The sequence below is a fragment of the Belnapia moabensis DSM 16746 genome, assembly GCF_000745835.1.
GTDB lineage: Bacteria > Pseudomonadota > Alphaproteobacteria > Acetobacterales > Acetobacteraceae > Belnapia > Belnapia moabensis.
Map to the genome: position 1 here is coordinate 215,610 of NZ_JQKB01000001.1, position 16,870 is coordinate 232,479.

Genomic DNA, 16,870 nt, shown 5'->3' on the forward strand with positions numbered 1-16,870 from the left:
TTCCGTGGACAAGCTTGTGGACGAACCTGTGGGAAAAATGCGCCAGGCAGCCTGTAAGCCGGGTTCTGTCCGCCCCCGGAATTCCGGGGACGAGGCGACCATTCCTCTGGGACGCACCTCACGGTGCGCCTCACGCGGCCAACCCGGGCGACGGGGCGGGAATGCCCCTGCGCCAGGCGGGCCGAAACCCACCCGCGCCGGTCGCCCCTATTCGGCCTTGCTCCCGATGGGGTTTGCCCTGCCGCCCCCGTTGCCGGGGGCGCGGTGCGCTCTTACCGCACCGTTTCACCCTTGCCGGGCGGCCTCGCGGCAGCCCGGCGGTCTGTTCTCTGTGGCACTTTCCCTGGGGTTTTACCCCCGCCGGCCGTTGACCGGCATCGTATTCCCGTGGAGCCCGGACTTTCCTCCAACGGGGCCTTACAGCCCCGCCAGCGGCCGCCCAGCCACCTGACGCGGCGGCGTCATGCGCCCCCGCTCAGCACCCCGTCAACCGGCTTCCGACAAGGTAGGCGGAATCATCGCCGCCACTGCCGCCAGCCTCGCCAGGCACTCCGCATCGGCCATGCCATCCACCCGCTCCGGCCGCCAGCGCCGCTGGAAGGCGGTGAGCAGCAGCGGCAGCGGCAGATCCGTCCGGTAGCCGATGGCCGCCAGCAGCGCCGCCGGCTCCGCTTGCGCAGGTGCCGCCGCCGCCGGCCAGAGCCCGACGCCATTCGCCGCAAGCCCCTCCCAGTCGAAGAACTCGCCGGGGTCCTGCTTGCGATCCGGCGCCACGTCGCTATGCCCGACCACGTCCCAGGGCGCGATCGGATGCCGCGCGATGACCTCCAGGCACAGGTCGCAAACGGCCGCCATCTGCAGGGCAGGGAAGGGGCGGTAGCCGAATTCATGCCCCGGATTGACAATCTCGATGCCGATGCTGCGGTCGTTGAGCCCCTGCCGCCCGCGCCAGTGGGAGACGCCCGCATGCCAGGCCCGACGCTCCTCCGGCACCAGCCGGAAGACCGCCCCATCCTCCTCGACGACATAATGCGAGGAGACCTTCGCCGCCGGGTCCCGCAGTCGCTCGATCGCCGCTCGCCCGGTCCGCATCCCCGTATAGTGGAGCACGAGGATATCGACCAGCACGCCCGCGGGCCGGTCATCCTGGTTCGGACTCGGCGCGTCGATGATCCTCAGAGCTTCCGCTCCCGCTTCACCCGGTCCCAGGCCGCGTTGATCTCGGCGACCTTCTCCGTCGCCCGCTTGACGAATTCCGCCGGCACGCCGCGCGAGGCCAGGCTGTCGGGGTGGTTCTCCAGCATCAGCCGCCGCCAGGCCTGCCGCACGGCATCGTCCGAGGCATCCCGCGGCACGCCCAGGATGGTATAGGGGTCCGGCCCACTCGCCGTCGCCGTGCCATCGCCCGCTGCGCGCGAGCTGCGCCCATCCCGTGCACGCTCCCAGGCCGCCGCATCCAACCCGAATCCGCGCTGCACGCCCTGCAGGAAGGCCAGCTCCGCCTTGGTCAGCGGCCCATCGGCGCGGGCGATCTGGAACAGCGCGCCGAGCACGTCCTCCAGCATCCCCTTGTTGTCGGCGAAGCTCTCACCGAGCTTTTCGGCGAAAGGCTCCGGCGGGTCGGTGCTGTCCCGCGCCTGGTCGAACAGCGCTGCAACCTCGCGCAGATTCTCGGGCGGGATGCGGAACAGCCGCTTGAAGGCGTCGATCTCCTCGCGCTTCACCGCCCCGTCGCATTTGGCGAGCTTCGCCGCCAGCACGACGACGGTGATGGCGAAAAGCTGCTCCCGGCTACCGAGCAACGCCGCCGCATCCGCCGCCTGCCGCACCGCCGAGCGCCCGAACAGCGCGCCGAGCGGGTTGCCCGCGCTGCGCCCGCCCTGGTCCGCCGCATGGCCGAGCGCCGCCCCGACCACGGCGCCGAGCGGCCCGCCGGTCATGAACCCCGTCACCCCGCCGATGATCTTGCCCCAGAGGGTCAAGCGCCTCACCCCATTGCTCTCGCCCCAGCCTTACCATGCCGGGGACGGACGGGGAGAGGCCCCGCTCCACCCGCAAGATGGGTTGCCGCTGCCGGCCGCGAAAGGTTGACCCTCCGCCCCGCTCGCCGCAGCCTTCGCTTCATGACGAAGGCCAGCCGATTCGCGCCTCCGGCGGCGGCCCGGCTTCTTCTTTGGTGCGGTTCCGATCGCAACCGGCAGTGTGCAGCGCCGCTCGCGGAGGCCTGGGCAACGGCAACAGCAAAATGCGCCCGCGTCGCAAGTCGCGGCGGGCTTCTTCATGGCTAAGACTAGACGAATAACCATGAATATTGGTCCGCTCGACTCGAAGACTGTCGCCGCGATGCAACCCGCTGAGCCGGGAAACTCGCGATATCGAGAGTTTTATACCGCGCCGAGCCCTTGATTGTACCCGATTCGATTTTTCCGGCATCGCCAGTGCCACCACCTCAGCGGTGGATCGGCAGGCGGTCATGCGGGCCTTCCCAAAAGGCCCCGAAGAGGTCGATGCCGCGACGATCCGCGACGCGGAGGAGGCTGGCCCGCCGCGCTACAGCGTTGCCGCCGCCCGCGAGGCCTGGTCGTAGAAGCCCGAGAGAGTCCGCAGCAGCCCCGCCACCTCCGACAGCGCCACCGCCGGCGGCCCGCTGTCGCGCACCGCCCCCGCCAGCAGCTGCTCCCTGACCTCGGCATAACGCGCACAAAGCGCCGCACCCTCGGCGGTCGCCGCCACCAGCTTCTCCTTGCCGGCTCGACTCGTCGTCACCAGCCCGGCGGCCTCGAGCTTGCGGATGGCATAGGTGGCGATATGCGCATCCTCGATCGCCAGCGCGAGCAGGATTTCCGCCTGCCGCTTCGGCCGCCCGCGATGATGCACCGTGTGCAGGATCAGCACCTCGACCGGCGACAGCCCCGCCGCCCCCGCCGCCGCCGCGCAGAGCACCATCCAGCGCTGGAAGGCATGCCCGGCAAGGATCAGCCCATACTCCACCTCCGACAGGCCGGGCGAAGCGCCGGCGGCCAGATGTGCCGAGGAGACGACGGGGCGAGGCTCGACCATGCCGCCAACATTGACAAAATGCTGATAAAACGTCAATGAGCCGCACGGCCTTGCGCGACCTTGCACCCCGGGTGAGACGGCCGCATCACGGCATCAGCGGAGAGGCGATCATGGACGCAGGCTGGCAGTTCTGGATCGATCGCGGCGGCACCTTCACCGACATCGTCGCCCGCGACCCCTCGGGCCGCCTCTCCACGGCGAAGCTCCTCTCCGAGAACCCCGGCCGCTACCGCGACGCCGCCGTCGCCGGCATCCGCCAGATTCTTGTGAAGCATGGGGGCATCGCCCCCGGCGCCCCCATCCCCCCCGGCCTGATCGATGCGGTGAAGATGGGCACGACCGTCGCCACCAACGCCCTGCTGGAACGCAAGGGCGAGCGCGTCCTGCTGCTGGTGAACCGCGGCTTCGCCGACATGCTCCGCATCGGCAACCAGGCCCGCCCGCGCCTCTTCGACCTCGCCGTGAAACTCCCCGACCTGCTGCACGAGCAGGTGGCCGAGATCGGCGGCCGCATCGCCGTCTCCGGCGAGGAGCTGGAGCCGCTCGACGAAGCAGCCGCCCGCTTCGCCCTCGAAGCCGCTTGGCAGAGCGGCATCCGCGCCGTCGCCGTCGTGCTGATGCATGCCTGGGCTCACCCCGCGCATGAACTCCGCCTCGGCGAGATCGCCCGCGAGATCGGCTTCCCCCAGGTCTCCCTCAGCCACCAGGCCAGCCCGCTGCCCCGCATCGTCCCTCGCGGCGATACGACGGTAGTCGATGCCTACCTCTCCCCTATCCTCCGCCGCTACGTCGAGCAGGTCTCTGGCGAGCTACCCGGCGTCCGCCTCTACTTCATGCAGTCGAATGGCGGCCTCGCCGAAGCCGGCCATTTCCAGGGCAAGGACGCCATCCTCTCCGGCCCCGCCGGCGGCATCGTCGGCGCGGCGCGCACCGCCGGCATGGCCGGGCTCGACCGCATCATCGGCTTCGACATGGGCGGCACCTCCACCGATGTCGCGCTCTATGCCGGCGAGTTCGAGCGCGCCTTCGAGACGCTGGTCGCCGGCGTGCGCATGCGCGCGCCGATGATGGCGATCAACACCGTGGCGGCCGGCGGCGGCTCCATCCTCGCCTTCGACGGCGCCCGCTACCGCGTCGGCCCCGAGAGCGCCGGCGCCGTGCCCGGCCCCGCCTGCTACCGCCGCGGCGGCCCGCTCACCGTGACCGACGCGAACGTCATGGCCGGCAAGATCCAGCCGAAGCATTTCCCGCCCATCTTCGGCGCAGAGGCCAACCAGCCCCTCGACGCCGACATCGTCCGCGAGAAATTCACCGCGCTGGCCGCCGAGATCGGCGTCGCCACTGGCGAGACGCCGGAGCCGCGCGCCGTGGCGGAAGGCTTCCTCCGCGTCGCCGTCGCCAACATGGCGAACGCGATCAAGCAGGTCTCCATCCAGAAGGGCCATGACGTCACCCGCCACGCGCTGCAATGCTTCGGCGGCGCCGGCGGCCAGCATGCCTGCCTCGTGGCCGACGAGCTCGGGATGGAGACCGTCTTCATCCACCCCTTCGCCGGCGTGCTCTCCGCCTATGGCATGGGCCTCGCCGACCAAACCGTGATCCGCGAGGCCGCCATCGAGGCGCCGCTCTCGCCCGACTCGCTCGACAGCCTCGCCGCCACCCTCGACACGCTTGCCGAGGAAGGCCGCGCCGAACTCCTCCGCCAGGGCGCCGAAGCGGGCCGCATCGCCGCCGCCCGCCGCCTGCATCTCCGCTACGCCGGCACCGACAGCTTCCTCCCCGTACCCTTCGCCGACCACTCGGCGCTGGTCGAAGCCTTCACCGCCGCCCATCGCGCGCGCTTCGGCTTCGCCACGCCCGAGCGCCAGATCGTCGTCGAAGCCTGCATCGCCGAGGTGACGGCCGCCGGCGAATCCGTCGAGGAAGCCAAGCTCCCGGCGCGCCCGCCGGGCGAGTCGATCCCGCTGCTCGACACCGTCCCACTCTACGCTGCCAGCGCCGAGCACCAAGCCCCCGTCTACGACCGTGAAGCCCTCCTCGCCGGCGACCGCCTCCCTGGCCCGGCGCTGATCCGCGAAGCCAATGCGACGACGGTGGTGGAGCCCGGCTGGACCGCCGAAGTGACGCCCCTCAACCATCTCATCCTCCGCCGCACCACCCCGCGCGAGGCGACGCATACCGAGGTCACCGGCCGCCCCGACCCGGTGATGCTGGAGCTGTTCAACAACCTCTTCATGTCCATCGCCGAGCAGACCGGCGCCGTCCTGCAGAACACGTCGCTCAGCGTGAACATTAAGGAGCGGCTGGACTTCTCCTGCGCCATCTTCGATGCGACCGGCGGTTTGGTCGCGAACGCCCCCCACGTCCCAGTGCATCTCGGCGCCATGGGCGAGAGCGTCCGCACCGTCATCCGCCAGCGCGGCGCGACGCTCCGCCCCGGCGACGTGGTGGCACTGAACAACCCCTATAACGGCGGCACCCACCTTCCGGACGTCACCGTCATCACCCCCGTCTTCGACGATGCCGGCAAGGAGATCCTGTTCTTCCTCGGCAGCCGGGGCCACCACGCCGATATCGGCGGATTGACGCCCGGCTCCACGCCCCCGCTCTCCCGCACGCTGGAGGAGGAAGGCGTCGTCATCGACGACTTCCTGCTGGTCGAGCAGGGGCGCTTCCGCGAGGCGGAATTCCGTGCCCTCCTCGCCTCGGCAAAATACCCGGCGCGCAGCCCCGACGTGAACGTCGCCGACATCAAGGCGCAGATCGCCGCCAACGAGAAGGGCGTGCAGGAGCTCCAGCGTGCCGTCCGCGAGCAGGGACTCGACACCGTCCGCGCCTATATGCGCCACGTCATGGACAATGCCGAGGAGAGCGTCCGCCGCGTCCTGGCGCGTCTGCAGGATGGCGAGTTCCGCACCACCACCGATGACGGCACGCCCCTCGTCGTCGCCGTCCGCGTCGACCGCGAGCAGCGCCGCGCCGTGATCGACTTCACCGGCACCGGCCCGCAGCGCCCGTCGAATTTCAACGCCCCCGCCGCCGTCTGCCGCGCCGTGGTGCTCTACTGCTTCCGCGCCCTGGTCGGCGAGGACATCCCGCTGAACGACGGCTGCCTGAAGCCGCTCGAAATCGTCGTCCCCTCCGGCACCTTCCTCTCGCCGCTGCCGCATGGTGAAGGAGGGGGCGCCGCCGTCGTCGCCGGCAATACCGAGGTCAGCCAGATGACCTGCAACGCCCTGCTCGCGGCGCTCGGCGCCTGCGCCTCCGCCCAGGCCACCATGAACAACGTGATTTTCGGCGACGACGTTTATCAGTATTATGAAACGGTCTGCGGCGGCGTCGGTGCCGGCCCTGGATTCGACGGCTGGGGCCCGGTGCAGACCCATATGACCAATACCCGCATGACCGACCCGGAGATTTTCGAGCTCCGCTACCCCGTCCGGCTGGAGGAATTCGCCATCCGCCGCGGCTCCGGCGGCGCCGGCCGGTGGCGTGGCGGCGACGGCGCCCGCCGCCGCATCCGCTTCCTCCGCCCGATGCAGGCCATCGTCGTCGCCTCGCGCCGCAACGTCGCCCCGCACGGCCTGATGGGCGGCGCGAATGGCGAGCCCGGCCGCCAATGGGTCGAGCGCGCCGGTGGCCGCATCGAGCCCATCCCCGGCAACAGCGGCAGCGCCGACCTCGCCATCGGCGACGCCCTCGTCGTCGAGACCCCCGGTGGCGGCGGCTGGGGTCCGCCCGCCGGCTGATGCGCCGCCTCGCGGCCATCCTCCTGCCGCTGCTGGCGCTGCTCGGCGCCGCGCTCTGGGTCGGCCCTCGCCTCCTGGACTGGGAGCCCTACCGCGCGCATCTCGCCGACATCGCCAGCACCCGGCTCGGCCGCCCGGTGACGCTGGGCGGCCGCATCACCCTGACGCTGCTGCCCCAGCCGCGCGTGGAGGCCGCCGCCGTCGCCATCGGCTCGAATGATGACGGGTTGACCGTCACCGCGCGTGCCATGCGCCTCCGCCTCGACCTCGCCAGCCTGCTCCGTGCCCGATTGGAGCCGCGCGAGATCGCGCTCGTCGGCGGCGAGATCACCATGCCCTGGCCGCCCATCGCCCTGCCGAGCCTCCGCCCGCCCCCCTGGCTCTCCGCCCTCGATGCCCGGTTGGAGGATTGCCGCCTGAAGCTGGGCGGCCTGCAATTCGAGGCCCTCAATGCCCGCCTGCAGACCGGCGCCACCGCCGAGGCGCTGACCGCCGAGGGCACGCTCGCCTGGCGCGGCTATGCCATCCGCTTCGCCGGCCAGCTCGGCCGCGCCGGCTTCGACGGAGTTGCCCCCCTCGACCTCTCCCTCGCCTTGGCCGGCTCGACGCTCACCGCCCGCGGCGTCCTCGCCTCGGACGGCTTCGACGGGCGGATGGAATCCGCCGGCCCCGACCTCTCGCTGCTGCTGCCCGCCCCGCCCGTCGCCTTCCGCGCCACCGGCCGTCTCACCGTTGCCGCCGATCTCTTCGCCGCCGACGACCTTTCCATCGACCTCGCCGGCCAGCCCGCCCGCGGCGCCGCCACCCTCCGCCTCGCTCCTGAATCCCGCCTCGACATCGCCCTTGCCGCAGGAAGGCTCGACCTCGACGCCTGGTTCGCCGCCCTCCGCCAGACCCGCGGCAGTTCCCGCGCGCTGCCCATTCCGGTCAGCATCGACCTCTCCGCCGAGGCGACCGGCTTCGGCGGCATCCCGCTGCGGCGGCTCCGCGGCGGCTTCTTCCTCGAAGGCGACCGCCTCACCCTCTCCGACCTCTCCGCGCTTCTGCCGGGCGAGATGGAATTGGACGTCGCCGGCGCCACCGCCGGCCCCCGCATGGAACTCGCCCTCCGCTTCTCCGGGCGGGCGCTGCGCGAGACGCTGACCGCCCTCGGCCTGCCACTGGCCGGCACCGACCCCGCCCGCCTCCACTCCGCCGAAGGCCGCCTCCGCCTCGCGCTGGAGAACGGCCAGGCCAGCCTCTCCGACATCGCCGCCACCATCGACGAGACCCGCGTCACCGGCGCCGGCTCGCTCCGCCTCGGCGGCGCCCGGCCGCAGGTCGGCCTCGGCCTCACCCTCGACCGGCTCGACCTCGACGGGTTACTGCCCGACCCCGCCAGTCTCGGCCCCATCGACCTCAACCTCCGCCTCGCGGCCGACCGCCTGACCTTCGACCAATTCGCCGCCGAACGCGCCACCCTCGACGCCACCATCGAGGAGGGCCGGCTGGCCCTCCGACGCCTCGCCTTCCGCCTCGGCGAGTTGGACATCGCCGCCTCCGGCGCCGGCCAGCTCGGCGGCACGCCCCGCGCCTCCGAAGTGACGCTGGAGGCGAGCGGCCCCAACGCCACCATCCTCGCATCGCTGCTGCCGCCCCGCTGGGCGCCGCTGCTCGCCCAGCCCATTGCGCTGCGCCTCTCCGGCGGCGGCGCGCCCGAGGCCGTAGCGCTCAGGGCCGAGGGCGATCTCGGCAGCCTCCGCCTGGAATCCGCCGCGACGCTCGACACACGCGCCCGCCGCGCCACCGGCACGCTGACGCTCCGCCATCCCGGTGCCCCGCGCCTCCTTGCCCCGCTGCTCGGCGCCGATGTAGCGGATTGGCTGGGGGAGGGGTCCTTCTCGCTGATCGCCACTCTCGCCGGCCAGTTCGGCCCCACGCCCACCCTGACCGCCGACCGCCTCGACCTCGTTGCCGGCACACTCCGCCTGCGCAGTCAGCTCGCCCTGGCGCTCGCCGTGCGCCCCCGCCTCACCGGCCGCCTCACCGCCGAGCGCCTGCCCCTGCCGACGCCCATGTTGCGCGGCACCACCCCCCTCGGCTTCGACCGCCTGGCCCTTATCGACGCCGACCTCGCCATTGAGGCCGCCCGCGTCGAACCCCTCGGCTGGTCCCCGCTCGACGCCTTCACCGGCACGCTGAAGCTGGACGCCGGCACCCTCCGTCTCGATGCCGTCCAGGCGCGGCTCGCCGGCGGCACCCTCCGCGGCAGCTTCCTCGCCGACGGCGCCGCCATCCCACCCCGCCTCGCCCTCGACGCAACCCTGGCCGGTGCCACCATCGGCGAGCCTCTCTTCGGCCTGCCCCTGGACCTCGGCGCCGGCCGGGTGGAGGCCGAGGCCGCCCTCCGCGCCACCGGCCACAGCATGGCGGCGCTGACGGCGACGCTCAGCGGCACCGCCGCGCTGACCGTCCATGACGGCATGCTGATCGGCGCCGACCTCGCCGCGTTGCAGGCCGGCCTCGCCTCGCCCAACCCCGACCAGCAGGCCCTCCGCGCCGCGCTGGCCGGCGGCGCCACCGCCTTCGAGCGGCTGGAAGCCAAAGCCAGCCTCGCCGAGGGCCGCATCACCCTCGCCGGCGCCAACCTCGCCACCGAAGGCGGCGGCGCCGCGACGGCGAGCGGCATGATCGACCTCGCCCGCAGCGCCCTCGACCTTCGCCTCGCCACCCATCCCGTCGCCGAGGCGCCCGAGATCGCGCTACGCCTCACTGGCCCGCTGGCATCGCCCCGCCGCCTGCCGGACCTGGCGCCCTTCCTGCTCTGGCGCGCCGCGCAGCTCTAGCGGGTCGCTCGACCGGATGCCGCGATCGAGCGTGAAGGCGATCCGCCGGAACCACGGGGATAGGATTTGTCCAGACCCACCGCCTCGGCCACACTGCGCGCCAATGCCTGCCCCCGACCCCTGCCGAGGACCTGCCTGCCATGCCATCCCGTGACGGCGCCCTGACCCGCGCGGCCCGCTTCTTCGACGAGGGCGGCTTCAGGTCCCTGCTCGCCCGGCTGGTGGAGCACCCCTCCACCTCGCAGGAACCCGGCGCCGAGGCCGCGCTCGAAACATACCTCGCCGAGGCCATCCGCCCGTGGCTGGAGCGCATGGGCTTCTCCGCCACCCTGCACCCGAACCCGCTCGCCGGCTTCGGCCCCATCCTCACCGCCGAGCGGATCGAGGACGCCTCCCGCCCCACCATCCTCCTTTACGGCCATGGCGACACCGTCCGCGGCCTCGAGGACCAGTGGCGCGCGGGCCTCGCACCCTGGACCCTCACCGAGGAGGAGGGCCGCTGGTACGGTCGCGGCACCGCCGACAACAAGGGGCAGCACGCCCTCAACCTCGCCGCGCTGGAGGCGGTGCTTGCCGAGCGCGGCGGCCGCCTCGGCTTCAACGTGAAACTGGTGCTGGAGATGGCCGAGGAGCGCGGCAGCAAGGGCCTCCGCGAATTCGTCGCCGCCAATGCCGGCGCGCTCGCCGCCGATGCGCTGATCGCCTCCGACGGCCCCCGCGTCGATCCCCTGGTGCCGACCATCGCCACCGGCACCCGCGGCACCTGGCATTTCGACCTGGTGGTGAAGCTGCGCGAGGGCGGCGTGCATTCCGGCCATTGGGGCGGACTGACCACCGACCCGGCGATCATCCTCGCCCACGCGCTCTCCACCATCATGGACCGCAACGGCAAGATCCTGGTGCGCGACTGGCTGCCCCGCAACGGTGTCCCCGCGGCCGTCCGCGGCGTGCTCGCCGGCTGCCCGGTCGGCGGCGGGGAAGGGGCCGCCACCATCGACGAAGGCTGGGGCGAGCCCGACCTGACGCCCGCCGAGAAGATCTACGGCTGGAACAGCCTCATTGTCCTGTCGATGATCAGCGGCCGGCCGGAGAACCCGGTCAACGCCGTCGCCCCCGATGCCCGCGCCCATTGCCAGATCCGCTACACCGTGGATTCGGACACCTTCGGCTTCGAGGCCGCGCTGCGCCGCCACCTCGACGCCCATGGCCTGGAGCAGGTACGAATCGAGAATGCCGGCATCCGCATGGCCGCCAGCCGCACCGCTCCCGACCACCCCTGGGTCCGCTGGGCGCAATCGAGCATGGAGCGCAGCCTCGGCAAGGCCGTGCAGATCATCCCCAACAGCTCGGGCGGCTTGCCGGGCGATGTCTTCGTCGACCATCTCGGCGTGCCGCTGGTCTGGGTGCCGCACAGCTACAATGGCTGCAAGCAGCACGGGCCGGACGAGCACCTGCTGATCGCCCCTGCGCGCGAAGGCCTGCTCGCCTTCGCCGGACTGTGGTGGGATCTGGGCGAGGAAGGCACGCCGCGCCGCAATTGATACGCTTCCTAACCGTCCGCGTCATGCGCGGGTTACACGGGGCGGCGATGCTCCACCAGGCCACATACGGCCCAAAGGAGTACCCATGAGGACGATCCGTTCGGCACTGCTCGCCACCGCGCTGGCCGCCATTGCCCTGCCGGCCCTCGCCCAGCCCACGGCCCCGCCCGCCCCTCCGCGCGGCGAGATGCGCGGCCCTGCCGGCATGTTCGCCCGCATCGACGCCAATGGCGACGGCCGCATCACCCAGGAAGAGGGCTGGTCCTTCGTCCAGGCCCGCTTCGCCGAGGCCGACCGCAACAAGGACGGCGCCCTGGTGCTGGAGGAGGCGACCTCCGCACGGTTGATGCCACCGCCCGCCGCCCCGGGCGCCGCCCCGCCGCCGCCGCGTGAGATGGGCCCGATGCAGGCCCGCATGGTGGCGATGATGTTCCGCGGGGCCGATGCCAACCGCGACGGCCGGGTGACGCCAGACGAGATTCGCCCGCTCGCCGAGGCCCGCTTCCGCGCCCTCGATGCCAATGGCGACAACGGCATCACCCTCGACGAGCTGCCGGCCGGCCCGCGCCGCCACCATGGCCCGCATCACGGCCCGCACGGTGACAGGCCCGACGCGCCCCCGCCTGCGCCCCGCTGAAAGCCGGCCACCGCGCCCGATCGCTCCCCTTCCGCGGCTTTGCCGCGGAAGGCGGTACGAGGCCTAGACCCGCGGCATCCCCCGGATCGGCCCGCGCCCCTTGTCGGAGCCTTCGGCCAGCAGCTCCAGCCAGGCTTCCAGCATCAGCCCGCCGATGACGAAGATGCCCCAGAGCGGCAGGCTCAGCGCGACGGCGAGCAGCGCGGAGGAGGGCCAGGGCGCATCCGGCGGCAAGCCGAACAGCCCGAGCAGAGAGCCCGGCATCAGCTGCATGAGCACATGCACCGGGAAAGCCAGCAGCCGGACGAAGATCAGCGCCAGCTCCTGCAGGCTCATCAGCCCATCGGCATTGAGGTCCCAGCCTTCGCGCACGACGGTATAGAGCGCCCCGAATATCGCGCATATGTTGAGAAGCGCACACCGCCAATGCATCAGTGCGCCATGTCGTGTTCCTGCCCTCATGAAACAGACCATGGCGAAGATCGTCGGGTTCAAGCAAGGGGTGATTTCCCGGAAATTCGAGGAGTACTCATCAACCGGCCGGTACCGGCCTGGGACCGTCCGGCAAGGACAGTCTCCAAGGCGTTGAATGCTTGACCGGCGGGGCATTTGCCGACATCCCTCCTGCCCAAGGCCGCGGCCTTGCTACACGCTTTGGCGAAGCACGGCTTATTCGCCTTCCGTGCCGCATGCCTCGCCCCTACAGAACCCGGCGCAGGCGCCCTGCCCAAGGGTCGCCCTGCCCATGCCTGAGAGGTTGCTGTGCGCCCAGAAGGACCAGCCGAAGGCGCTGCCTTGCCCGCGACAGATGGCTCCGCGGTGATGCTGCCCAAGCTGCTCGACTTCCAGCCCGCCTTCGAGGCCGCGCTGCCGCCGGGCTGGGTGTTGATCGGCCGCTGCCGCGCCGGCGAGGCCAGCGGCCCAGCTGGGGACATGGCCCATGGCACGACCGGCGGCGGCTGCTTCGTCCTCGCCCATGCCGAGGCTGGAGTCGCCCTCGTCGACCTGCTGCCCATGCGGACCCCGCAGGCCGAGGCGCATCTGCGCCGCCTGCTGAACGCCGTCGACTTCTCCGCCCGCTGCCGCGGCTACCTGCCGGTCATCCAATGCGAGATCACGCCGGAGGAACTCGGCGGCCTGCATGCCCAGATCGAGGACGCCTTCGCCTATGACCAGGTGCTGACCATTGCCGATCGCGGCCGTTGGGTCGGCGAGCTGCGCCGCATTCTCCGGGCCAGCGTGACCTGGGAGGCGCTGGACGGCCCGTTGCCCGAGCCGCGCCCCAGCCGCGTCTGGCGCCCCTGGGTGACGCCGCCGCTCGCGCGGCTGCTGCGCGCCGGCGCGCTCGGCTGCGGCGTGCTCGCCGTCTTCGGTCTCGGCTTCGTCACCGCGCTGCTGATGCCGCAGCAGCCCGCGGCCTCGCTGCCCAGCGGCCCCGCTGGCTTCGGCGTCATCGCCGAGGCCACCAGCCGGCCGCCCGAACCCGCCCCGTTTCCCCTGGCCACGGTGGAGCCTCCGCCAGCCGCCACCCCGTTCCCCCTGACCACGGTGGAGCCTCCGCCAGCCGCCACCCCGTTCCCCTTGGCCACGGCGCAGCCCTCGCCATCTGCCTCCCCGGCTCCCGAGGAGCCCCGCCCCGTCGCGCTGGCCGAGCCCACCGCGCAGCCCGACGCGTCCACGGTCGCCGCCGCCCCGCGCCGCTTGGCCCGCCTGCCCCTGCCGATCGACCGCCGTTGCAGCGAGGCCGTCTTCCGCTTTCAGCAGGGCGCCAGCCTCACCGCGCAGGAGATGGCTTATGTCCGCCAGGGCTGCGCCTCGATGCGCTAGCGCGGCCTTTGGGCGGGCGGATCACTCCTCCCGGCTGAGCCCGCCCGTCCAGGCTCTCCTCTGACCCTCACTCCACCTTGGCCGGCTGTCGCGCTCCTGAGAGGAGCGCGGCAACCTGATCGAGCAGCCGCGCCCCCGAAACCGGCTTGCGCATCAGCGCGAAAGGCCCGCCGACCACCGCCCCCACCGCGAGATTGGCGGCATCCCCGGCATAGCCCGTCACCAGGATCGCCGGCAGGCCGGGATGGCGCTCCTGCGCCTCGCGGATCAGCCCGACGCCGTCGAGCCCTGGCATCGCCAGGTCGGTGACGAGCAGCTGGAAGGATTCGTCGCGCGAGAGGTGGCCGAGCGCCAGCGCGCCATCCGCCGCCTCGACCACCTCGTAGCCGCCATCGGCCAGTTCGGCGGCCAGCATCCGCCGCACCATCGGCTCGTCATCCACCAGCAGCACCCGCGGCCGGTGCCCGGACTGGGCGGGGGAGGGGCCCTTGCCCCGGCTCGCCATCTCCACCCGCTCCACCACGACATCCGCATGCGTCACCGGCAGCCAGAGCGAGACGCGCGTGCCGCGCCCCTTCTCACTGTCGATCGCCAGCGCCCCGCGCGAGCCCTGGGCGAAGCTGTTCGCCATGGCGAGGCCGAGCCCGGTGCCCTGGCCGAGCGGCTTGGTGGTGAAGAAAGGCTCGGTGGCATGGGCGAGCGTCGCCTCGTCCATCCCCTCGCCGGTATCCTCGACCACGAGATGTACGTAGTCGCCCGGCGCCAGCCCGGCGGCGGCGCCCTCCGTCCCGACCTGACTGGCCTCGGCCCGCAGCGTCAGCGTGCCGCCATCCGGCATCGCGTCCCGCGCATTGGTGGCGAGGTTCAGCAGCACCGTCTCGAACTGGCTGCGGTCGGCGAGCACCGGCGGCAGCTCCGGCGCCACCGCCGCCTCGACGCGGATGCGTCCGCCGAGCGTCGCCGCCAGCACGTCGCGCAGATCAGCCAGCAACCGGCCGAGATCGAGCGGCACCGCGCGCAGCTCCTCCCGCCGGGAGAAGGCGAGCAGCCGCCGCGTCACCGCTTCGCCGCGCCGCGCCGCCTCCTCCACCATATCGGTGAGGCGGTGGATGGCGGCCGCGTCGCCCGCCCGCCGCCGGATCAGGCTGATGCCGCCGAGCACCGCCTGCAGCACATTGTTGAAGTCGTGCGCGATGCCACCCGCCAGCTGGCCCACCGCCTGGACCTTCTGCGCCTGCAGCAGCGCCGCCTCGGCCTGGCGCCGCTCCTCGATCTCGGCGCTCAGCCGGTCGTTGCTGCGCTGCAGCTCCCGCGTCCGTTCCTCTACCCGGGCCTCGAGCGCGTCGGCATGATGGCGCAGCTCCTCCTCGCGCCGTTGCAGTCGCTCCGCCATGGCGTTCCAGCCCGCGGCGATCTGGCCGAATTCGGAGCGCCCGTCGCGCTCCGGCACCCGCGCCGCCAGCTCCCCCCGGCCCCAGCGGGCGGCGACCTCCAGTAAGGCCCGCGTCGGCGCCTCGATGAAGCGCCGCGCCACCAGCCGTGTCATCAGGAAGGCGGCGAGGAGCACGGCGCCCATCAGCAGCGCCCCGCGTACCAAGCTCTGCTCGACATCGGCCATCAGCTCCGGCTCGGCGAAGCCGACCACGGCCGCGAGGTTGAAGCTCGTCGGCGTCGGCGGCACGTAGCCGACCAGCCGGTCGGTGCCGTCGATGCTGCGGATGCGGAGCGTCCCCGGCCGCGTCGCCGCCAGCAGCGGCAGTGCCGCGGGCGGGAAGCGCTGGCCGACGAAGTCTTGGTGCCGTATGTCGCGTGCCAGGATCACGCCATCCGCATCGGCGATGGTGAGCACACCATTGGTCAGCAACGCGGCGCCGCTCTGCTTCAGCCCGGCGAGGTTGCGTGCCAGCCAGTCCAGGTCGAGCGCGCCGACCAGCGTCGCCTCGCCGCCATCCTCCGGCCCCGCCGCCGCCGGCAGGTAGAAGGGCAGCACGCCGCCCGGGATCTGCGGCATGCGGGTGAAGCGGCCGGCGGTGAAATTCCGTGCCTTCCGCGCCTCCACGGCCCAGTCCGGCGACTGTGACATGCCGAGCAGCGTCGGGTCCGAGGCGCAGCGCACCTGCCCCGTCCCATCGACCAGGGCGATAAAGGCATAGCCGAAGGCATATTGCCGCAGCGCCGAGAGCCGCGTGCTGCAATCCGCCCCGTAGGTGCGGACCTGACGATACTCCGCCGCGGCACCGAGCAGGATTCGCGCACCCTCGGCGATGCCCGAGGCGGTGCCGGCCAGCAGCTCCGCCTGGCGGATAGCGACGGTGTCAAGCTGCGCCTTCCGCTGCGTCCATTGCGACCAGCTGAAGGCGAACTGGAGGGCGACGGTCGGCAGCAGGCAGATGGCGATGACCAGCAGTATGCGGGTGGACAGCTTCATGCAGGCTTTGGTCCGGCCCCGTGCCGCCTCGCCGGATGCGGAACCGGCATCCGCGCGATGGTCATGATGCTGTCTCCCGCCTCGACATCCCTGGCTCCCGCGCTGCCGCCGGAGGCCTCGGACCACATGACCGAACGATAGCCTGCGCCGCTTTCCCGTGCCGAAGCGATTCGGCCCGCAAGCTCCGGCAGGATACCGCCTTTATTGTGCCGGCGCACCAGCCTCCTGGACGATTCCTGCAAAGATATGGAGGGCGGCCAGGATCAAACTTTGTGGAACCCATGGCTGGACCGCCGGTCATCCTCCTCGACGATGGCATTGGGCATTTGCCCACGCTCCCGTAAGGCCTGGGCGGATACCATGCCGGTGACGATGGCACGCCACTTCGATCGGTTGGAAATTGGGAAGACGGCCAGGCTACCCATCATGCCAGAGTTCAATAACGCCTACTCGCAGTTCTGGCTCTGTTGCACAAATGAGCTGACGGTTAGGGTTCCCCTTTCCCCGGACAGCCTCATCCTACGGCTTCGGTGACGGGTATTCCGAGCGCGGTGAAGCCGTTCAAGACGGCCACACGAACCTGGAACTCGGCGACCTGGCGGTCGAAGTCTCTTGCCGTCAGGCGTTGGCCCAAGAGTTTGATGCAGTGCATTTTGGTCTCTGCGCGGCTTCGGCGGTGATAGCCGCTCCATCGTCGCCAGATAGTCCGACCAAAGCGCCGCGATGCACGGAGGGCTTCATTTCGTGCGATCGCCCCGGCGCCATCGGCCTTCCAGGGTTTGGCGTTCTTTCGGGGCGGTATG

The 16,870-nt window shown here is 71.8% G+C and carries 11 protein-coding genes and 1 other RNA gene; 5 read left to right on the forward strand and 7 right to left on the reverse strand.

All coding sequences use genetic code 11. From position 1 onward, the window contains the following. Positions 1 to 38: 38 nt before the first annotated feature. The 4 genes from rnpB to EP26_RS01010 form a co-directional block, all read right to left on the reverse strand. An RNA gene (rnpB, locus tag EP26_RS31585) (RNase P RNA component class A) lies at positions 39 to 451 on the reverse strand. 35 nt (positions 452 to 486) lie between these two features. Then, a complete protein-coding gene (locus EP26_RS01000; RefSeq protein ID WP_245624255.1) occupies positions 487 to 1,128 on the reverse strand; it encodes an N-acetylmuramoyl-L-alanine amidase in 642 nt (213 codons plus the stop codon). Positions 1,129 to 1,175: 47 nt separating this feature from the next. Beyond that, positions 1,176 to 1,982, reverse strand: a complete 807-nt coding sequence (locus tag EP26_RS01005) for a TerB family tellurite resistance protein (protein WP_043334627.1) — start codon at positions 1,980 to 1,982, stop codon at positions 1,176 to 1,178. A gap of 568 nt (positions 1,983 to 2,550) precedes the next feature. Beyond that, entirely contained in the window at positions 2,551 to 3,060 is a 510-nt protein-coding gene (locus tag EP26_RS01010; RefSeq protein ID WP_043334630.1) for a winged helix DNA-binding protein, read from the reverse strand. Positions 3,061 to 3,170: 110 nt separating this feature from the next. On the opposite strand from EP26_RS01010, the gene EP26_RS01015 reads away from it, so the two are divergent. From EP26_RS01015 to EP26_RS31570, 4 genes are all read left to right on the forward strand, one after another. After that, on the forward strand, positions 3,171 to 6,809 hold the full coding sequence (locus EP26_RS01015) for a hydantoinase B/oxoprolinase family protein (RefSeq protein WP_043334632.1): 3,639 nt from the start codon (positions 3,171 to 3,173) through the stop codon (positions 6,807 to 6,809). Continuing rightward, entirely contained in the window at positions 6,809 to 9,634 is a 2,826-nt protein-coding gene (locus EP26_RS01020) for an AsmA family protein (RefSeq protein ID WP_043334634.1), read from the forward strand. The genes EP26_RS01015 and EP26_RS01020 overlap by 1 nt, the downstream gene beginning before the upstream one ends. A 140-nt stretch (positions 9,635 to 9,774) precedes the next feature. Continuing rightward, positions 9,775 to 11,175: a M20/M25/M40 family metallo-hydrolase gene (locus tag EP26_RS01025; protein WP_043334638.1), complete on the forward strand. Its 1,401-nt coding sequence runs from the start codon at positions 9,775 to 9,777 to the stop codon at positions 11,173 to 11,175. An 85-nt stretch (positions 11,176 to 11,260) separates the two neighbouring features. Next, positions 11,261 to 11,812 (forward strand): EF-hand domain-containing protein, encoded by a 552-nt coding sequence (locus EP26_RS31570; protein ID WP_052388643.1) that lies wholly within the window; start codon positions 11,261 to 11,263, stop codon positions 11,810 to 11,812. Positions 11,813 to 11,875: 63 nt separating this feature from the next. Here EP26_RS31570 and EP26_RS01035 read toward each other — a convergent pair whose 3' ends face one another. Next, entirely contained in the window at positions 11,876 to 12,184 is a 309-nt protein-coding gene (locus EP26_RS01035) for a hypothetical protein (protein WP_157033364.1), read from the reverse strand. 423 nt (positions 12,185 to 12,607) lie between these two features. Between EP26_RS01035 and EP26_RS31575 the strand changes: the two genes are divergently transcribed. Beyond that, a complete protein-coding gene (locus EP26_RS31575; RefSeq protein WP_157033365.1) occupies positions 12,608 to 13,639 on the forward strand; it encodes a hypothetical protein in 1,032 nt (343 codons plus the stop codon). Between the two features lie 67 nt (positions 13,640 to 13,706). Here the strand turns inward: EP26_RS31575 and EP26_RS31580 are convergent, their stop codons facing one another. Together EP26_RS31580 and EP26_RS32905 are read right to left on the reverse strand one after the other, a co-directional pair. Further along, positions 13,707 to 16,067 (reverse strand): ATP-binding protein, encoded by a 2,361-nt coding sequence (locus tag EP26_RS31580; protein WP_052388645.1) that lies wholly within the window; start codon positions 16,065 to 16,067, stop codon positions 13,707 to 13,709. A gap of 514 nt (positions 16,068 to 16,581) precedes the next feature. Further along, positions 16,582 to 16,870 (reverse strand): transposase (locus EP26_RS32905; protein WP_342669073.1); only part of this gene is annotated, 289 nt, incomplete at its 5' end.

Coding starts and splice junctions, on each gene's coding strand:
- EP26_RS01020 (WP_043334634.1), top strand. CDS start 6,809: ATGCGCCGCCTCGCGGCCATCCTCCTGCCGCTGCTGGCGCTGCTCGGC.
- EP26_RS31570 (WP_052388643.1), top strand. CDS start 11,261: ATGAGGACGATCCGTTCGGCACTGCTCGCCACCGCGCTGGCCGCCATT.
- EP26_RS01010 (WP_043334630.1), bottom strand. CDS start 3,060: ATGGTCGAGCCTCGCCCCGTCGTCTCCTCGGCACATCTGGCCGCCGGC.
- EP26_RS31580 (WP_052388645.1), bottom strand. CDS start 16,067: ATGAAGCTGTCCACCCGCATACTGCTGGTCATCGCCATCTGCCTGCTG.
- EP26_RS01025 (WP_043334638.1), top strand. CDS start 9,775: ATGCCATCCCGTGACGGCGCCCTGACCCGCGCGGCCCGCTTCTTCGAC.
- EP26_RS01015 (WP_043334632.1), top strand. CDS start 3,171: ATGGACGCAGGCTGGCAGTTCTGGATCGATCGCGGCGGCACCTTCACC.